This window comes from Geodermatophilus sp. SYSU D00965 (genome assembly GCF_054050075.1).
The window spans coordinates 17,679-36,203 of sequence record NZ_JBJGYQ010000029.1 but is presented as its reverse complement, the minus strand read 5'-3'; the positions used below and the strand labels follow the sequence as shown (position 1 = coordinate 36,203).

Annotated in this window: 17 protein-coding genes; 10 read left to right on the top strand and 7 right to left on the bottom strand. The window is 72.6% G+C overall.

The features are described from left to right. Window positions 1–29 precede the first annotated feature (29 nt). The gene (locus ACI789_RS22105) at window positions 30–407 is read right to left on the bottom strand and encodes a hypothetical protein (protein ID WP_457011607.1); all 378 of its coding nucleotides are present in this window, start codon (window positions 405–407) and stop codon (window positions 30–32) included. A gap of 289 nt (window positions 408–696) precedes the next feature. Between ACI789_RS22105 and ACI789_RS22100 the strand changes: the two genes are divergently transcribed. From ACI789_RS22100 to ACI789_RS22065, 8 genes are all read left to right on the top strand, one after another. Next, window positions 697–1,761: an alcohol dehydrogenase catalytic domain-containing protein gene (locus ACI789_RS22100; protein ID WP_457011631.1), complete on the top strand. Its 1,065-nt coding sequence runs from the start codon at window positions 697–699 to the stop codon at window positions 1,759–1,761. A 79-nt stretch (window positions 1,762–1,840) separates the two neighbouring features. Next, window positions 1,841–3,292 carry an extracellular solute-binding protein gene (locus tag ACI789_RS22095; RefSeq protein WP_457011605.1) on the top strand — a complete coding sequence of 484 codons (1,452 nt, stop codon included), beginning with the start codon at window positions 1,841–1,843 and terminating at the stop codon, window positions 3,290–3,292. Between the two features lie 40 nt (window positions 3,293–3,332). After that, window positions 3,333–4,283, top strand: a complete 951-nt coding sequence (locus ACI789_RS22090) for a carbohydrate ABC transporter permease (protein ID WP_457011603.1) — start codon at window positions 3,333–3,335, stop codon at window positions 4,281–4,283. A gap of 1 nt (window position 4,284) precedes the next feature. After that, on the top strand, window positions 4,285–5,151 hold the full coding sequence (locus ACI789_RS22085) for a carbohydrate ABC transporter permease (protein WP_457011601.1): 867 nt from the start codon (window positions 4,285–4,287) through the stop codon (window positions 5,149–5,151). After that, the gene (locus tag ACI789_RS22080; protein ID WP_457011600.1) at window positions 5,151–6,317 is read left to right on the top strand and encodes an ABC transporter ATP-binding protein; all 1,167 of its coding nucleotides are present in this window, start codon (window positions 5,151–5,153) and stop codon (window positions 6,315–6,317) included. Before ACI789_RS22085 ends, ACI789_RS22080 begins: the two co-directional genes overlap by 1 nt. Continuing rightward, entirely contained in the window at window positions 6,314–7,447 is a 1,134-nt protein-coding gene (locus tag ACI789_RS22075; RefSeq protein ID WP_457011599.1) for an ABC transporter ATP-binding protein, read from the top strand. Before ACI789_RS22080 ends, ACI789_RS22075 begins: the two co-directional genes overlap by 4 nt. A 36-nt stretch (window positions 7,448–7,483) precedes the next feature. After that, window positions 7,484–9,217: a dihydroxyacetone kinase family protein gene (locus tag ACI789_RS22070; protein WP_457011597.1), complete on the top strand. Its 1,734-nt coding sequence runs from the start codon at window positions 7,484–7,486 to the stop codon at window positions 9,215–9,217. A gap of 23 nt (window positions 9,218–9,240) precedes the next feature. Then, window positions 9,241–9,765, top strand: coding sequence for a ribose-5-phosphate isomerase (locus ACI789_RS22065; protein WP_457011596.1), 525 nt, complete (start codon window positions 9,241–9,243; stop codon window positions 9,763–9,765). Between the two features lie 96 nt (window positions 9,766–9,861). Here ACI789_RS22065 and ACI789_RS22060 read toward each other — a convergent pair whose 3' ends face one another. Next, entirely contained in the window at window positions 9,862–10,722 is an 861-nt protein-coding gene (locus ACI789_RS22060) for a PspA/IM30 family protein (RefSeq protein ID WP_457011594.1), read from the bottom strand. A 148-nt stretch (window positions 10,723–10,870) separates the two neighbouring features. On the opposite strand from ACI789_RS22060, the gene ACI789_RS22055 reads away from it, so the two are divergent. Then, window positions 10,871–11,887: a carbohydrate kinase family protein gene (locus ACI789_RS22055; protein WP_457011593.1), complete on the top strand. Its 1,017-nt coding sequence runs from the start codon at window positions 10,871–10,873 to the stop codon at window positions 11,885–11,887. Further along, complete coding sequence (locus ACI789_RS22050; RefSeq protein WP_457011591.1) at window positions 11,884–12,354, top strand: GNAT family N-acetyltransferase; 471 nt, start codon at window positions 11,884–11,886, stop codon at window positions 12,352–12,354. The genes ACI789_RS22055 and ACI789_RS22050 overlap by 4 nt, the downstream gene beginning before the upstream one ends. On the opposite strand, the gene ACI789_RS22045 is transcribed toward ACI789_RS22050, so the two are convergent. From ACI789_RS22045 to ACI789_RS22025, 5 genes are read right to left on the bottom strand one after another with little or no spacing between them, the layout of a single operon-like run. Further along, window positions 12,351–13,991 (bottom strand): glycoside hydrolase family 13 protein, encoded by a 1,641-nt coding sequence (locus ACI789_RS22045; protein WP_457011589.1) that lies wholly within the window; start codon window positions 13,989–13,991, stop codon window positions 12,351–12,353. The two genes, ACI789_RS22050 and ACI789_RS22045, sit on opposite strands and share 4 nt — an antisense overlap. Window positions 13,992–14,008: 17 nt before the next feature. Beyond that, window positions 14,009–15,283, bottom strand: coding sequence for an ABC transporter ATP-binding protein (locus ACI789_RS22040; protein ID WP_457011587.1), 1,275 nt, complete (start codon window positions 15,281–15,283; stop codon window positions 14,009–14,011). 42 nt (window positions 15,284–15,325) lie between these two features. Beyond that, window positions 15,326–16,159: a carbohydrate ABC transporter permease gene (locus ACI789_RS22035; protein ID WP_457011585.1), complete on the bottom strand. Its 834-nt coding sequence runs from the start codon at window positions 16,157–16,159 to the stop codon at window positions 15,326–15,328. Then, window positions 16,159–17,121 (bottom strand): carbohydrate ABC transporter permease, encoded by a 963-nt coding sequence (locus ACI789_RS22030; protein WP_457011584.1) that lies wholly within the window; start codon window positions 17,119–17,121, stop codon window positions 16,159–16,161. Before ACI789_RS22030 ends, ACI789_RS22035 begins: the two co-directional genes overlap by 1 nt. Then, the gene (locus tag ACI789_RS22025) at window positions 17,118–18,374 is read right to left on the bottom strand and encodes an extracellular solute-binding protein (protein ID WP_457011582.1); all 1,257 of its coding nucleotides are present in this window, start codon (window positions 18,372–18,374) and stop codon (window positions 17,118–17,120) included. Before ACI789_RS22025 ends, ACI789_RS22030 begins: the two co-directional genes overlap by 4 nt. Window positions 18,375–18,525: the final 151 nt, after the last annotated feature.

The window sequence follows — 18,525 nt, the reverse complement described above, 5'->3', positions numbered from 1 at the left end:
CGGGACCCACGGGGCGCCCGGCCCTGCGGTCAGCCCGCGCCTGTCCCGGGTGGCGGTGGGCGCTCCGGCTCGTCGGGGTCCAGGAGGTCCACCAGGAGGACGGCGACCAGGGCCTCGGCGCGGCGGCGGACGGAGGTCGGCGGAGTCCCCGGCACGATCCCGTCGAGCCGGGCCCGCGAGGCCAGGAGGCCCAGGAAGACGAGCACGGCGACGCCCACGGCAACGAACGAGACCCCGAGGGCGACCCGGAAGACCCCGACCAGCCCCGGCGACCGCAGGACGAGACCTGCCGTCATCGCGCCGACGCCGCACGCGCAGCTCACCCACGCGGTGCGGACGGCCACCAGCAGGAGGCGGTAGGCGGACAGGCCCGCCCCGACCCCCTCGGCGTCATCGTGCACCGCCACGGGGCCATGGTCCTCCGCACCGGAGGCCGGGGCGAGCACGTGCCGGGGCCACCCCGTGCCGGGACCACCCCGTGCCGGGACCACCCCGTGCCGGGGCCAGCACGTCCCGGAGCCACGACGTCCACGGGCCACTCCGACGACGACCTGCACCCGGAGGGCCGAATGGCCTCGCCATCGTCCCCGTTCGGAGGACCATTGCCCCGGACGGGTGACACCCCTAGCCTCTCCGCAACCGAGGCCGTGTGACCTTGGTCACACCTCGTCGCGAGGAGGCTCCGTGCCCGACTCCATGCCCGCCGTCATCTGTCACGGCCCGCGGGACTACCGCCTCGAGGAGGCCCCGGTCCCCAAGCGCGGCCCCGGGGAGGTGCTGGTCCGGGTCGAGGCGGTCGGGATCTGCGCGAGCGACCTGAAGTGCTACGCCGGTGCGGCCAAGTTCTGGGGGGACGAGAACCGTCCCGCCTGGGCCGAGACCGAGGTGATCCCGGGGCACGAGTTCGTCGGCGAGGTCGTCGACCTCGACGAGGAGGCCGCCGGGCGCTGGGGCATCGACGTCGGCGACCGGGTGACCTCGGAGCAGATTGTCCCCTGCTGGAAGTGCCGCTACTGCCTGCGCGGGCAGTACCACATGTGCGCGCCGCACGACCTCTACGGCTTCAAGCGGCGCACCCCCGGCGGCATGGCGTCCTTCATGGTGTACCCGCGCGAGGCGCTGGTCCACAAGATCTCCAAGGACCTCCCGGCGGCGCACGCGGCGTTCATCGAACCGCTGTCCTGCGCCCTGCACGCCGTCGAACGGGCCGACATCCACTTCGAGGACGTCGTCGTCGTCGCCGGGTGCGGTCCGATCGGGCTCGGCATGATCGCCGGCGCCAAGGCGAAGTTCCCCGCTCAGGTGGTGGCCCTCGACGTCGCCCCGGCCAAGCTCGACCTCGCCAAGCAAGTGGGCGCCGACCTCACGATCAACATCGCCGAGGAGGACGCCGTCGCGATGGTCAAGGACATGACCGACGGCTACGGCGCCGACGTCTACCTCGAGGGGACCGGCCACCCCTCGGCCGTGCCGCAGGGGCTCAACCTGCTCCGCAAGGTCGGCACGTTCGTCGAGTACAGCGTCTTCAAGGACGACGTCACCGTCGACTGGAGCATCATCAGCGACGACAAGGAGCTCGACGTCCGCGGTGCCCACCTCGGCCCGTACTGCTGGCCGGCGGCCGCCCGCATGCTCGAGTCCGGCGTGCTGCCGATGGACCAGATCGTGACCCACCAGCTCCCCGTGCAGGACTTCAAGGAGGGCCTCGACCTGGTCGCCTCCGGCACCAAGTCCGTCAAGGTCTCGCTCATCCCCGGCTGACCCCACCGGCCGCGCGTCGGCCTGCTCGACCGTCCCGCTGCACGCCCCGGCACGACTCCGCAGACACCTGGAGACCCCCATGCACGGCAGCCACCCCACGTACCGCCGCGACCTCGGGCGCCACCAGCTGTCCCGACGCTCGATGCTGCAGGCGCTCGGGCTCGGGGCGGCCGGCCTCGCCGGCGTGCCCCTCCTGTCGTCGTGCGGGACCGGGGGCACCACCACCGGAGGGGGCAACGCGGAGAACGGGGCCGCCGAGGTGACCGGCGGGTTCGACTGGAAGAAGGCCGACGGCCAGAGCATCTCGATCCTGCAGACCCCGCACCCCTACCAGCAGAGCTTCCAGCCCCTGCTGGCCGAGTTCACCCAGCTGACCGGCATCCAGGTCAACGTCGAGCTGGTGCCCGAGGCCGACTACTTCACCCGCCTGAACACCGAGCTCGCCGGGGGCGCCGGCAACTTCGACGCCTTCATGACCGGCGCCTACTTCATCTGGCAGTACGGCCCGCCCGGCTGGATGGAGGACCTGCAGCCCTGGATCGACAACGACTCGGCCACGAACCCGGACTACGACTTCGAGGACATCTACGAGGGCCTGCGCAACGCCACCCGGTGGGACTTCCAGCTCGGCAGCCCGCTGGGCAGCGGCGGCCAGTGGGCGATCCCGTGGGGGTTCGAGACCAACGTCATCGCCTACAACCGGGCGGAGTTCGACCGGCGCGGCATCCGGCCGGCGGAGACCTTCGAGGAACTCCAGCAGATCGCCGTCGACCTGACCGACCGCTCCGCCGGCCGCTACGGGATCGCCTTCCGCGGCTCCCGCTCCTGGGCCTCGATCCACCCCGGGTACATGACCCAGTACACCCGGGAGGGTGCCCGGGACTACAGCGAGGAGGGCGGCCAGCTCCAGGCCGTGATGAACTCGCCGGAGGCGGTGGACTTCACCCAGGCGTGGGTGACCCTCGCCCGGGACGCCGGCCCCGCGGGCTGGACCACCTACGAGTACCCGGACGTCACCCGCGACCTCGGCAACGGGGCGGCGATGATGGCCTACGACGCCGACAGCGCCACCTATCCGCTCAACGTCGCGGGAGCGAGCGCCCAGGCCGGCAACATCGCCTGGCACCCGGGGCCGGCCGGCCCCGACGGCAGCTACGCCACGAACCTGTGGACGTGGTCGTGGGCCATGAACTCCGCCTCCCAGAACAAGCTCCCGGCCTGGCTGTTCATCCAGTGGGCGACCGGCTCGGACGCCATGACCAGGGCCGTCCAGCAGGGCACCTTCGCCGACCCCACCCGCGCCTCGGTGTTCGACGGCGCGTTCAAGCAGACCCTGGGGGACTTCCCCGGCTACCTGGAGACCTTCGAGACCGTCATCGACAGCACCGCGATCCAGTTCACCCCGCAGACCCACTTCTTCGAGACGACCGAGGAGTGGTCGGTCGCGCTCCAGGACATCTACGACGGCGCCGACGCCAAGGAACGGCTCGACGCCCTCGCCGAGCAGAGCACGGAGATCGTGAACAGCTGACCGCGGGGCGCCAGCCGTCCCTGCTGCGGAAGGACAGCTCGTGACCACGACAGTCCCCGGCCGGTCGCCCGGGCAGGAGGCGCCAGCCCCCGCCGCGGGTCAGCAGCCCCCGGTCGTCCCGTCCTGGCGTCGCCGCCTGCGCCCGTACGTGCTGGCGGTGCCGGCGCTCGCCATCACGATCGGCATCCTGTACCCGTTCGTCCTGGGCGCCTACTACGCGTTCATCAACTACTCGGCGGTCAACCCGAACCCGACCTTCGTCGGTCTCGAGAACTTCCAGACGGTCCTCGGCAGCAGCGTCTTCTGGGCGAGCGTCCGGACGACGCTGCTGTTCGCCGTGGCCGCCACCGTGCTCGAGACGGTGCTCGGCGTCGGGATCGCGCTCCTGCTCTACCGGGCGAGCTTCGTCGGGCGGGTCTTCGAGCGGGTGCTCATCCTCCCGCTGATGATCGCGCCGGTGATCGCCGGCGTCATCTGGGGGCTGATGTACAACCCGCAGTTCGGCGTCCTCAACTACGTGTTCGGCCTCGGCAACTTCGACTGGCTCAGCCGGGACAACGCGCTGTGGTCGGTCATCGTCGTCGACATCTGGATCTTCACGCCGTTCGTGGCGATCCTCGTGCTCGCCGGCCTTCGGTCGCTGCCGCGGGAGCCGTTCGAGGCCTCGTCGGTCGACGGCGCCAGCTGGTTCTACATGTTCCGCCGGCTGATGCTGCCGATGATGTGGCCCTACATCCTGGTCGCGGTGATCTTCCGGTTCATGGACTCCCTGAAGGTCTTCGACCAGGTGTTCGTCCTCACCGCGGGCGGGCCGGGCAACGAGACCCGGACGCTGCAGATCGGGGCCTACCAGGACTCGATCATCAACTTGAACTACTCGCGCGGCGCGACCTACATGTTCCTGCTGTGGGCGCTGGTCTTCATCACCGCGCGCTGGCTGGTCAGCGTGCTCGGCAAGGCCCAGCGCCGGGCCGCCGGAGCGGAGGAGTGACATGGCCCAGGAGCTGATGCCCGGCCAGAAGCGGTTCACGCCCGGGGCCATCGCCGCTGACGTGGTGCTGGTGCTGTGGTTCGTCTTCTCGCTGTTCCCGATCCTGTGGATGCTGCTGCTGTCGCTGAAGACGCCGGCGGAGCAGACGACGACCTACTTCGGCTTCTCCCCCACGCTGGAGAACTTCGGCATCGTGCTCAGCGACGAGGGGACGCGGCTGACCAGCGTCAACTACCCGAGCGCGATCCTCTCCAGCATCGTGAACTGCGGCGGCGCGGTCCTCGTGTCGCTGCTGATCGGGATCCCCGCCGCCTACGCCGCCGGCCGCTACCGCTTCCGCGGCTCGAACGACCTGATGTTCACGATCCTGTCGTTCCGGTTCGCCCCGGAGCTGATGGTGATCGTGCCGCTGTTCGTGATCTACAACCAGATCGGCCTGTTCGACACCCGCCTGGGCATGATCTGGGTGCTCCAGCTGGTCACGATGCCGCTGGTGGTGTGGATCCTGCGGTCCTACTTCGAGGACCTGCCCGAGGACCTGGAGCAGGCCGCGCTGCTCGACGGGTACACCCGCCGCCGGGCGTTCGTGATGGTCGCCCTGCCGCTGGTGCGGCCCGGTATCGCGGCGGCCGCCCTGCTGGCCTTCATCTTCGCCTGGAACAACTACGTCTTCCCCCTCATCCTCGCCGGCTCGGAGAACGCCACGGTCACCGTTGCCATCTCTCGGTTCCTCGGCGGCGGTGGGCAGGCCTTCTACAACCTCACCGCCGCGGCGGCGCTCATCGGCGCCCTCCCGCCGCTCGTCCTGGCCCTCACCATCCAGCGGTACCTGGTGCGGGGCCTGTCGTTCGGGGCGGTGAAGGCCTGATGGGTGCGGTGCGACTGCAGGGCGTCACCAAGCACTACGGGTCCACGGTCGGCATCGAGGACCTCACCCTCGACGTCGGCGACGGTGAGTTCTTCGTGATCCTGGGGCCGTCCGGGGCGGGCAAGACGACAACGCTGAAGTCGGTCGCCGGGCTGGTCGACGTCGACCGCGGCGACGTGGTGATCGCCGGCAAGCCCATGAACGGCGTCGAGCCCTACCACCGCGGGGTGGCGATGGCCTTCGAGAGCTACGCGCTGTACCCGCAGAAGACGGTGTTCCAGAACCTCGCCTCCCCGCTGCGGTCGGGGCGCACGGGCCGGTACGCGGAGGAGGAGCAGCGGCGGCGGATCGACCTGGTCACCACCACGCTGGGGATCAACCACCTGCTCGAGCGCCTCCCGCGGGAGCTGTCCAACGGCCAGCGGCAGCGCGTGGCGCTGGGCCGGGTCCTGGTCCGGCCGGCCGACGTGTACCTGCTCGACGAGCCGCTGTCGCACCTGGACGCCAAGCTCCGCGCCGCGATGCGGGCGGAGCTCAAGCAGCTCGGGGGGATGTCCCACACGACCTCGCTGTACGTCACCCACGACTACCAGGAGGCGCTCTCCCTCGGCGACCGCATCGCGGTGCTGCGCCACGGCCGCCTCGTCCAGGTCGGCACGCCCGAGGAGGTGTGGCGCAAGCCGGTGGACAGCTTCGTGGCCAAGGCCCTCGGCCAGCCGGAGATCAACGTGATCGACGCGGTGGTGGAGGACGGCCGGGTCCGCGCGGCCGGCGGTGCCATCGACCTCGCCGTCCCGCCGCTGGGCCTCGAGCGCGGCCAGCGGGTCCGCTTGGGCATCCGCCCCCGCGACGTCGAGGTGGTCCGCCCCGGTCGGGGCGGACCCGGCTGGCTGCGGATGAGCGGCCGGATCCGGCTCGCCGAGCGACTCGGCCGCCAGCTCGAGCTCGACGTCCGGATCGGCGACGTCGACCTGATCGCGGTCGACTCCGCCGTGCAGCACGTCGACGAGGGCCAGGACGTGGAGCTGCAGGTCCCCCTCGAGCACGTCCACCTGTTCGCCGACGGCCCGGCCGGCGAGGACACCCGCCGCCTCGGCGGGGCCATGGAGCCCAGCGGCCGACTGCGCGGGGGCGTGCAGCCGGTCGGACACCAGGAGCAGCGATGACCAGCAACGGGGCCGGACGGCACACCACCGCGGAGGGGCCGCAGCCGCTGGTCCTCGAGCAACTGCGCAAGACCTACGTCTCCCGGGGGCGGGAGTCCTTCGAGGCGGTCAAGGGGATGGACCTCTACATCGAGCCGGGTGAGCTCATCGCCCTGCTCGGCCCCTCCGGCTGCGGCAAGACGACGACGCTGCGGATGATCGCCGGGCTGGAGACGGTGACCTCGGGCAGCATCCGGATCGGCGACCGCGCCGTCCAGGACCTGCCGCCGGGCAAGCGGAACGTGGGGGTCGGGTTCGAGAGCTACGCCCTCTACCCACCGCTCAACGTCCGCGAGAACCTCGCCTACGGGCTGAAGGCCCGGGGGGTCAAGGACGCCGGCCGCCGCGTCGACGAGCTGGCCGAGCGGCTGGAGATGACCGAGTTGCTGCCGATGCGCCCGGCCAACCTCTCCAGCGGGCAGAAGCAGCGGGTGGCCCTGGCCCGCGCCCTCATCCGCAACCCGCCGGTGCTGCTGCTCGACGAGCCCCTGTCGCACCTCGACGCCGCGCAGCGGCAGCGGGTGCGCCGGGAGCTGAAGGTGCTCCAGCGGGAGTTCGGCTACACGACGGTGGTCGTGACCCACGACCAGCTGGAGGCGCTGAGCCTGGCCGACCGCATGGCGGTGATGGACAAGGGCGTGATCCAGCAGTTCGGGACGCCTGACGAGGTCTTCGACGACCCGGCGAACCAGTTCGTCGCCGACTTCGTCGGCGAGCCGAAGATCAACCTGGTCGAGGGGACGATCACCCGCGAGGACGGCGACGTCCGGGTGCGGATCGGCCGGACCGGGGCACTGCCGACGGCCGCGCGGACGCCGGAGCACGACCGGCCGGTCGTGGTGGGCCTGCGCCCCCAGGACTGCCGGGTCGACGTCCCCGAGGGTGAGCCGGCCATCGAGGGCGAGGTGCGGGTCTTCGAGCACCTGCTCGAGTACGGCCAGGCCACGGTCGACGTGCCGGGCGTCGACGGCCCCGTCGTCGCGGTCACGCCGGCCGACGAGGACTGGGACCACGGCACGCCGGTGCGGGTCTCCGCCCCGCCGCAGCGGGTCTACCTCTTCGACGCCGACACGGGTGACCGGATCCGCTGACCGCGGCGGCGCCGCACCACCGACGGGAGGACGCCCGTGACCCGCCTGTACGACGACCCGGCGCAGTTCACCGAGGACATGCTGGCCGGCTTCCTCGACGCGTACGCCGACCGGGTGGTCGGCGTCCCGGGTGGCGTCGTGCGCGCGACCCGGCCGCGTCCGGGCAAGGTGGGCGTGGTGGTCGGGGGCGGCTCGGGGCACTATCCGGCCTTCTGCGGGGTGGTGGGCCCGGGCTTCGCCGACGGGGCGGTGGTCGGGAACGTGTTCACCTCGCCGTCCGCGGCCGAGGCGACCTCAGTCGGGCGCGCGGCCGACGGCGGCGGCGGCGTCCTGCTGACCACCGGCAACTACGCCGGGGACGTGATGAACTTCGGCCTCGCCGTGGAGCGGCTGCGGGCCGAGGGACGGGACGCCCGCTACTTCGCGGTGACCGACGACGTGGCCAGCGCGCCGGGCTCGGAGATCCCGAAGCGGCGCGGCATCGCCGGTGACTTCACCGTCTTCAAGGCCGCCTCGGCAGCCGCGGAGGAGGGGTACGACCTCGACGGCGTGGAACGCGTGGCGCGGCACAGCAACGCGCGCACCCGGACCCTCGGGGTGGCCTTCGACGGGTGCACCATGCCCGGCGCGCGGGAGCCGCTGTTCACCGTGCCCGACGGGAAGATGGGCCTGGGGCTGGGCATCCACGGCGAGCCGGGTGTCGCCGAGCAGCCCATGCCCACCGCCTCGGAGCTCGCCGGCATCCTGGTCGAGGGCCTCCTGGCCGAGACCCCGGAGGGCGCCGGGACCCGGGTGGCGGCCATCCTCAACGGCCTCGGGCGCACGAAGTACGAGGAGCTGTTCATCGTGTGGGCCTCGGTGGCCCGCCGGCTGCGGGAGGCCGGGCTGGAGGTCGTCGAGCCCGAGGTCGGCGAGCTCGTCACCAGCCTGGACATGGCCGGCTGTTCGCTGACCCTGATGTGGCTGGACGAGGAGCTCGAGCGCTTCTGGCGCGCCCCCGCAGACACCCCCGCCTATCGCAAGGGCGCCCTGGCCGCCGACCCCGGTGAGGCGCGGCGGTCCGCGTCCGAGGTGGCGGCCGCGGCCTCCGCACCGGCCGTCGAGGTCACCGAGGTCGACGACGCGGGCCGGGAGTGCGCAGCCGTCGTGCTGGCCGCGATCGAGGCGATGGCGCAGACCGTGGCCGACATGGAGGAGGAGCTCGGCCGCATCGACGCCGTCGCCGGGGACGGCGACCACGGCCGGGGCATGGTCCGCGGCACCGCCGCCGCCCGCGACGCAGCCCGCAGGGCGGTCGACGCCGGCGGCGCGGGTCCGGGCACGGCCCTCGTCCAGGCCGGCGACGCGTGGGCCGCCAAGGCCGGCGGCACCTCCGGCGTCCTCTGGGGGGCGGCGCTCACGGCCATGGGCCGGCGGCTGGGCGACACCGGCGCCCCGGACGCCCGCACCGTCGCAGCGGGGGTCCGCGACGGGTACGACGCGCTGGTGCGGCTCGGCGGGGCCCAGCCCGGCGACAAGACGATGCTCGACGCCCTCCTGCCCTTCACCGAGTCCCTCTCCGCCGCCGTGGACGCCGGGCAGGACCTGGGTCCGTCGTGGGACGAGGCGGCACGGCGGGCGCAGGACGCCGCCCGGGCCACCGCGGAGCTCCGGCCGCGGGTCGGCCGGGCCCGGCCGCTGGCGGAGCGGAGCGTCGGCACGCCGGACGCCGGCGCGGTCTCCCTGGCGGCCTGCCTGACCGCGATCGGACAGCTGCTCAAGGACGTCTGACCCGACCTCGGAGAGGAGTCGGTGTGCCCGATGGGTTGAGGATCGTGGTGGGCTGCGACGACGCGGGGCTGCAGTACAAGGAGCGGCTCAAGGCCGACCTGCAGGCCGACGACCGGGTGGCCGAGGTGACCGACGTGGGTGTCGGCGCCGACGACACCACCGCCTACCCGCACGTGGCCGTGAGCGCCGCGCAGCTGGTCGCCGAGGGCCGGGCCGACCGCGCGCTGCTCATCTGCGGCACCGGGCTGGGTGTGGCGATCAGCGCGAACAAGGTGCCCGGGGTCCGTGCCGTGACCGCCCACGACAGCTTCTCGGTGGAGCGCTCGGTGCTGAGCAACGACGCGCAGGTGCTCTGCATGGGCCAGCGCGTGATCGGCATCGAGCTGGCCCGGCGGCTGGCCCGGGAGTGGCTCGGCTACCGCTTCGACCCCACCTCCGCGTCCGCGGCGAAGGTCGACGCCATCCGCGGCTACGAGGCGACGGGACAGGCCGACTCGGCGTCGGAGCTGGCGGTGGAGGAGGACATGGCGCGCTCGACCTGCGGCTGACCCCCGCCGGCCGTGGCCCGGCGCACCGCCCGGCCACGCGGCCCTGCACAGCACGACGGGCCGGCCGCGCGTGCGGCCGGCCCGTCGGACCGGAGGTCAGGCGTTGCGCTCGGGCGCCTCGGCCGGCTCCTCCACGGGCTGGGCGGTCGGCGTCTGCACCGGCGGCGTGCCCTGCTCCAGGGCCGGGCCGGCGGGGCCGCCGGTGACCGCGGCCGGGCCGGAGGAGCCGCTGGTGACCGGGTTCATCGACGCGCGGATCTGGTCCAGCCGGGAGGCACCCGCGACGTCCAGCGTGGCCTTCTGCACCTCGAGCATCCGGCCCTCGACCGACGTCTGGGCGAGCTCCGCCTGCCCCAGCGCGTTGGCGTAGCGCGCCTCGATCTTGTCGCGGACCTCGGACAGGCTCGGCGTGTTGCCGGGCGCCGAGAGCTCGTTGACCTGCTTGAGCGAGGCGGCCACGTGCTCCTGCATCTTGGCCTGCTCGAGCTGGCTCATCAGCTTGGTGCGCTCGGCGAGGGTCGTCTGCAGCCGCATCCGGCTCTGCTCGACCGCGCCGCGGGCCTGCTCGGCGGCCTGCAGCGCCTCGTCGTGGCTGCGCTTGAGGTCCTCCATGGCCTGCTCCGCGGCGACCAGCTGGGTGGCGAAGGCCTGCGCCGCGTTCTCGTACTCGCCGGCCTTGGGCGCGTCCCCGGCGGCTCGGCTCTGGTCGGCCAGCACCAGCGCCTGGCGGGCGGAGGCCTGCAGCTTCTCGACCTCCCCGAGCTGGCGGTTGAGCCGCATCTCCAGCTGCCGTTGGTTGCCCAGCACGGCCGCGGCCTGGTTGGCCAGCGCCTGGTGGCGCTGCTGCTCGGCCTCGATGGCCTGCGCGATCTGGATCTTCGGGTCGGCCTTCTCGTCGATCTTCGCGTTGGCAGAGGCCGTGAGGTATCTCCACAGCTTCACGAACGGGTTGGGCATCGGTCCTCCTGCTCAGCGCGGTTCGTCCGCCGGTCGTCCCCGGCCCGGCGGTGCCGCAGCGGTGGTCGTCACCGTCCATCGTCCCAGGTGTGGCCCTCCGTGAGCCACCAGGGACGCCCCTGAGGGCTTCCCCCGTTAGGGTCTCGGGGTGTCCACCGACACCCCGGTCCTCAGCGTCCTCGGCGAACTCGTGGTCGACATGCTCCCCGTCCCGGAGGCCGGCGCCGGTCCCCAGGGGACGGCGCCGCAGTACGTCGCCCGCCCCGGTGGCAACGCGCTGAACGTCGCCGTGGCCGCGGGCCGGCTGGGCACGCCGGTGCGGCTGCTGGCCCGCCTGGGATCCGGGCCGCTGGCCGCCTCGCTGCGCCGGCACGTCGAGCTGGCCGGGGTCGACCTCGGCGGCCTGGTGGTGGCCGGCGAGCCGGTGAGCCTGGCCGTCGTCGGGCTGGGCCCGGACGGCGCCCCCGACTACGGCTTCCACGTGCTGGGCGCGGCCGACTGGCAGTGGACCGACGACGAGCTGGCCGCGGTCCTCCCCGAACGGACGGCGATCCTGCACGTGGGCTCCATCTCCAGCTGGACCCCGCCCGGCTGCGAGGCCATCGCCGGCCTGGTCGAGCGCATCGCCGGCAGCGGCCAGGCGCTGGTCAGCGTCGACCCGAACATCCGGCCGATGCTGGCCGAGGGGCAGGTCGGTGCGGCCCTGGGCAACACCGCCGACGAGGTGCGCGCACGGCTGGACCGGCTGCTCGCCCGGGCGGACATCGTCAAGGTCAGCGCCGAGGACCTCGCCTGGCTGGAGCCCGACGCGCTCGACGACCTCGACGCCGCGGCGCTGCGCTGGGCCGACCGCGGCGCCGCGCTGGTGCTCCTCACCGACGGCGGCGCGCCCCTGCGGGTGGCCCGGCCCGGCCGCGCGCTGGTGCACCGCGAGCCGCCGGAGGTCGCCGTCGTCGACACCGTGGGCGCCGGGGACTCGCTGGCCGCCGGCCTCTTCGCCGGCCTGCTCGAGGCCGGGGTCACCACGCGCGTCGCGCTGGAGGAGCTGCCCGACGAGCAGCTGCTGCCGATCGTCGACGACGCCGCCCTGGTCGCCGCCCTCAACTGCACCCGGGTCGGCGCCGACCCGCCGACCCGCGAGGAGCTCGCGGCGGCCCGCCGGTGACCCCACCCGATGACGTCACCCTGGTCGGGCTGGCCGAGCTGTCCGCGACCGTCGTCCGTGCCCGGCTGCTGGCCGCGCACGACCGCTTCTGGGACGTCGACACCCGCGCCCTGCACGACCCGGTCTGGTTCGACCAGTTCGGCGGCTTCGGCGTGCTGGCCCGCAGCGTCGACGGCGAGGACGTCGGCTACCTGCTCGGCGTGGTCACCGCCGACCGGCTGGCCTACGTCCACCTGCTGGGCGTGCGCGCCGACCGGCGGCACACCGATCTCGCCCGCCGGCTGCTCGCCCGGTTCGACGAGGTCGCCGCGCGCACCGGCGGCCGCGCCGTCCAGGCGGTCGCGCGGCCGGACGACGCCGGCACCGTCGCCCTGCACACGGAGCTCGGCGCGAGCGGCCACCTGGCGGCCGACCGCGCCGGCCCGGGAGACGACCGCCTGGTGCTGACCCGCTCCCTGTCCCGCTAGCCGGTCGTCAGCCAGGCCGCGGTGTCCGGCGGCAGGACGTCGGACACCGCCTCGCTGGCGAGCACGAGGCGACCCTCCCCGGCCAGGGGCAACGGCCGCGGTGAGAAGTTGACGACGCACCGGAAGGCCGGACCGCGGTCGAACGCGAGGACCTCCTCCCCGGCCTCCCGCCAGGCCGGCGGCTCCTCGCCTGCGAGGCCGGGCAGCCGGCGGCGCAGCCGCAGGGCGGCGCGGTACAGCGAGAGGGTGGACGACGGGTCGTCCTGCTGGGCGGCCACGGTGAGGTCCCGCCAGGCGGCCGGCTGCGGGAGCCACGGCGCGACCCCGTCCGCGGTGAACCCGAACGGCGGCCGCTCCCCCGCCCAGGGCAGCGGCACCCGGCAGCCGTCGCGACCGCGCGCGGTGTGCCCGGACCGCTCCCAGGTGGGGTCCTGCAGCACCTCCTCCGGCAGGTCCTCGACCTCGGGCAGGCCCAGCTCCTCGCCCTGGTACAGGTAGGCGCCCCCGGGCAGGGCGAGGGTGAGCAGCGCTGCGGCCCGCGCCCGCCGGAGGCCGAGCGCGAGGTCGGCCGGCGCGGCGGCGTCGAACCCCATGGTCGCCGCGCCGGTGTCCGGGCGGCCGAACCGGGTGACGTGCCGGGTCTCGTCGTGGCTGGACAGCACCCACGTCGCGGGGGCGCCGACGGGGCGCAGCGCGGCCAGCGTCGCGTCGACGACCGCCCGGATGCGGCGCGCGTCCCACGGCGCCTTGAGGTAGTCGAAGTTGAAGGTGGTGTGCAGCTCGTCGGGCCGCACGTAGCGGCTCAGCCGCTCGGGTCCGTTGACCACCGCCTCGGAGACGAACAACCGGTCGCCGGGGTAGGTGTCCCCGATCCGGCGCCAGCGGCGGAGGATCTCGTGCACCTCGTCGACGTCCCAGTGCGGGTTGCCGACCCAGGAGCTCGACTCGAACAGTGCCCCCGGCCCGTGCCCGGCGTCGGGCAGGTCGGGCACCTTCGCCATGGCCGGCGCGGCGTCGACCCGGATGCCGTCGACGCCGCGGTCGAGCCAGAACCGCAGGACGTCGTCGAACTCTGCCTGCACCCCCGGGTCGTCCCAGTCGAGGTCGGGCTGCTCGGGGGCGAACAGGTGCAGGTACCACTGCCCTGGCCGCCCGTCGGGCTCGAGGACCCGGGTCCACGCGGAGCCGCCGAAGGCGCTGATCCAGTCGTTGGGCGGCTCGGCTCCCCCGGCGCGGCCGTCGCGGAAGAAGTAGCGGGCCCGCTCCGGTGCGCCCGGCCCGCCGGCCACCGCCGCCGCGAACCAGGGGTGCTCGACCGAGGTGTGGTTGGCGACCAGGTCGACGACCACCCGCAGGCCGAGGGCGTGCGCCTCGGCGAGCAGCGCGTCGGCGTCGGCCAGCGTGCCGAACCGGGGGTCGATGTCGCGGTAGTCGGCGACGTCGTACCCGCCGTCGGCCATCGGGGACGGGTACCAGGGGGTGATCCAGACGGCGTCCACGCCGAGGTCGGCCAGGTAGGGCAACCGGCTGCGCAGCCCGCCGATGTCGCCGACCCCGTCGTCGTCGGAGTCGGCGAAGCTGCGCAGGTAGACCTCGTAGACGACCGCCGTCCGCCACCACGGACGGTGGTCGTCCACGACGAGGGGGTCCTCGCTCAGGCAGCGCCCGCGGCGTGCGCGCCACCCACGGTGGTCCCCTGCGTCTGGGCGTCCTGCACCTGCTCGACGCGGTCCTCCTCGGCCATCTGGGTGAGGCGGGCGCCGGCCTCGGCGTCGCGGGTGAGGTTCTCCCCGGACTGCGGGTCGAACACGTGCACCTTGCGGGTGTCGAGCCAGAACTCCGCCTCGCGGCCCTCGCGGATCCGGCTGGTCGAGTCGATGGACACGATGGCCTGGGTGCGCAGCTCCTCGGAGTCCAGCTCCCGGGACAGCTCGCGCAGCTGGTTGGTGATCGTCTCCGGGGCCTCGTAGGGGATGTAGGCGTACTGCGAGTCGCCCAGCCACTCGGTGACGTCGACCCGGGCGCGGAACGTCGAGCCCATCGGCCGCTTGGCCTCGTCGACCAGCGACGCGTCCTCGAAGTACTCCGGGCGGATGCCGACCAGCAGCAGGTCCCGGCCCTGCACCGCCGCGATCCGGCGCTCGTCGAGCTCGATCGGCCCGAACGGCGTCTGCAGCCGGTTGCCCTCGAGCGTGGCCGGCAGGAAGTTCATCGGCGGGGAGCCGATGAAGCCCGCGACGAAGAGGTTCACCGGCTGCTCGTAGAGCTCCCGGGGCGACGCGACCTGCTGGATGCGCCCCTTGCGCAGCACGCAGACCCGGTCGCCGAGGGTCATGGCCTCGGTCTGGTCGTGGGTGACGTAGACGGTCGTGATGCCCAGCCGGCGCTGCAGGCGGGCGATCTCGGTCCGCATCTGCCCGCGCAGCTTGGCGTCGAGGTTCGACAGCGGTTCGTCGAAGAGGAACGCCTCGGCCTGCCGCACGATCGCCCGGCCCATGGCCACGCGCTGCCGCTGACCACCGGAGAGGTTGGCCGGCTTGCGCTCGAGGTGGTCGCGCAGCTCCAGCACGTCGGCGGCCTCGGTGACCCGGCGGCGCACCTCGTCGTCGGCCATCTTGGCCAGGCGCAGCGGGAAGGCGATGTTCTCGTAGACCGTCATGTGCGGGTAGAGCGCGTAGTTCTGGAACACCATCGACAGGTTGCGGTCGCGCGGTGCCATGTCGTTGACCCGCTTGCCGCCGATGATCATGTCGCCGCTGGTGATGTCCTCCAGGCCGACGATCATCCGCAGCAGCGTCGACTTCCCGCACCCGGACGGCCCGACCAGGATCATGAACTCGCCGTCGGCGATGTCCAGGCTGACGTCGTTCACGGCCGGGTACCCGTCGCCGTACTGCTTGACGATGTGACGCATCTCGATGGAAGCCATGGTGGTGTTGTCCCCTCGATGGGTCGGTCGGTGCGGCGGCCGTCAGCCCTTGACGGCGCCGTTGGTCAGGCCGGCGACGATGCGCCGCTGGAACAGCAGCACCAGGACGACGACCGGGATGGTGACGATCACCGCGGCGGCGGCGATGGCCCCGGTGGGGTCCTCGAACTGCGAGGCGCCGGAGAACAGACCCAGCGCGGCGGGGACGGGGCGGGACGCGCTGGTCGACGTCAGCGAGATGCCGTAGGCGAAGTCGTTCCACGCGATGAAGAAGGCGATGATCGCGGTGGTGAAGACGCCGGGCGCGGCCAGCGGGACGATGACCTTCCGGAAGGCCTGCCAGTTCGTCGCGCCGTCGACCTGGGCGGCCTGCTCCATCTCCCACGGGATCTCGCGGAAGAACGCCGACATCGTCCAGATGGAGATCGGCAGGGTCAGGGACAGGTACGGGATGATCAGCCCGGGCCAGGTGTCGTAGAGGCCGATCTGCCGCCACAGGTTGAACAGCGGCGTGACGATGGAGATGACGGGGAAGATCGCCACGCCCAGCGCCGTGGAGAGGATCAGCCGCTTGCCCGGGAAGTCCAGCCGGGCGATCGCGTAGGCGGCGAACATCGACAGGATGCACGAGATCGCGGTCGCGATCAGGCAGATGCCGAACGAGTTGCGCAATGCCGGCAGGAACAGGTCACTCGCCGAGCCGCTGAGGATCGTCGTGTAGTTCGCCCAGGTCGCGTCCGTCGGGAAGAACGAGGCGTTGGCGATGTCCGACGGCGCCTTGAACGACAGCGAGATGATCCAGGCGATCGGGAACAGGCAGTACACGACGATGAGGACGCCCCCGACGATCCACCACACCTTCTCGCGCGTGGACATCAACGTTCCCCTCTCGCCTGGGCCAGGTCGACCCGGAAGCCCTTGATGAAGACGACGGCGATCAGCACCACGCAGAGGAACAGCAGCACCGACACCGCGGAGCCGAGGCCGATCTCGACGCGCGCGATCGTCTGCCGGTAGGCGAGGAACGACACCGACTCGGTGTTGTTCGCGCCCGCGGTCATGATGTAGATCGAGTCGAAGATCCGGAACGCGTCGAGGGCGCGGAAGAGCAGCGCCACCATGATCGCGGCCTTCATGTTCGGGATCGTCACCCGCCACATGCGCTGCCACCAGGTCGCGCCGTCGACCTTGGCGGCCTCCTGGAGCACCTCCGGCACCTGCGCCAGGCCGGCGAGGAGCAGCAGCGAGATGAACGGTGTGGTCTTCCAGATCTCGGCCAGGCAGATGACCGCCAGCGAGGACCACTGGCCGCCGAACCAGTCGGTGCTGTCCGAGACCCCCGGCAACCAGGCGAACCAGCTGTTCACGAAGCCGGTGTCGATCCGGAAGGCGAACGCCCAGGCGAAGGCCGAGACGACGGTGATGACGGCGTACGGGATGAGGATCGCCGCCCGCACCCAGGGCCGGATGGAGCTCAGCGCCTTGGCCATCACCAGGGCGAGTGCGAAGCCGAGGATCAGCTCCACGGCGACGGTCACCACGGTGATGAACAGCGTCACGCCCAGCGCCGTCCACCAGACCGGGTCGGTGAGGATCACCGCGTAGTTGGACAGGCCGTTGAACGACCGGTTGGCCGGGTCGGTCAGCCGGTAGCTGAACAGCGAGTACCAGACCGCCTGCAGAATCGGGTAGGCGGTGACCAGGAGCATGACCAGGAACGCGGGGCCGGCCAGCATCCAGCCGAGCTTGCGCTCGGCACGGGACCGGTCGCTGATGCCGTGCGGCGGCGCGGAGACCGGTTGGGTCTTCTCCTGCGGCGGGAGCGTCGTCTGGGTCATAGCAGCTGGTCTCCTGAGAGGACGGCGCTGATCAGTTCCTGCGCCCGCTGCCCGGTCTCCGGGCTCACCGACGACGGCGGGTGGTACTCGCGCTGCAGGCCACCGGACACCTCGTTGTAGTAGGGCGTCTGCGGCCGGTTCGCCGCCGCCTCCAGCGACTCGAGGATGGTGGGGGCCATCGGGAAGACCTCCAGCACCTCCGGGTCGTCGTACACCGCGGCCGAGGACGCCGGGTTGCCGTTGGTGGTCATGTAGTACGCCTGGTTCTCGTCACTGGTGATGCACTCGGTCGCGTCGTAGACCAGGTCGGGGTGCTGGCTGAAGTTGGAGACGGCGAGGTCGATGCCGCCGAACGGCGGTGCGCTGGGCTGGTCGGCGTCGACGCGCGGGTAGAGCGCCCACCCGTAGTCGTCGGGCACCGACTGGTCCAGGGTCCCGGCCTCGACGGCGGCGAGCGCGCGGGAGTAGACGAACGGCCAGTTCACCATGAAGCCGCCGTCGGCACTCTCGAACTCGGTCGCGCTGGTGTCCTCGCTGGAGGTCGAGAACGCGGGGCCGACGACGCCGGAGTTGGCCACGGTGTTCATCACCTCGGCCGCCCGGTCGGCCGCCGGGGTGGTCAGGCCGAGCTGGATGTCCTCCGGGTCGGTCGAGTTCTCCTCGATGATCGAGCCCCCCGCGGACTCGATGAGCGCGTTGAGCCACACCGTCAGCGACTCGGCGCGCCGGCCCTGGGCGCTGAGGATCTTCCCCTGGTCCTGCGCGGCCGTGACCAGCTGCTCCCAGGTCACCGGCTGGGTCATGTCCAGCCCGGCCGCCTCCGCCACCGACTTGCGGTACCAGAGCAGCTGGGTGTTGGCCCAGAACGGGACGGCCACCAGCTCGTCGTTCCACGTCGCGGAGTCCAGCGAGCTCTGCACGACGTCCTCGCTGACCCGCTGGGCGACGTCCTCGGGCATCGGGGCCAGGAAGCCGGCCTGGGCGAACTCGGGGACGTACGGCGGGTCGAGGCTCATCAGGTCGATCGAGCTGTCGTTGGCCGCGAGCCGCCGGACCAGCTGCTCGCGCTGGGCGGAGGACTCACGCGGCAGCTGGGAGACCGAGATGGTGTACGCCCCGTTCGAGGCGTCGCTGCAGCGCTGCGCGATCTCCGCCTGCCCACCGGAGTCGGGGTTGATGTACCAGTTGAGCACCGGGGGCCCACCGGCGTCCCCGCCGCCGCAGGCCGCGAGCGTGGACGCCAGGACCAGCACGGCCGCCGAGCCCCCGAGTGCCCGGCGGGTGCGCCCCCGCCGACGTCGGGAGCCGCCCGTCGGCGGCCCTTCCCTTTCGTCGTTCGACACCGTCTGTCGCCTCCGAATCGGCGAGGCAGCGACCGTCGGTCACCGCAGTCTTCGTAACGTG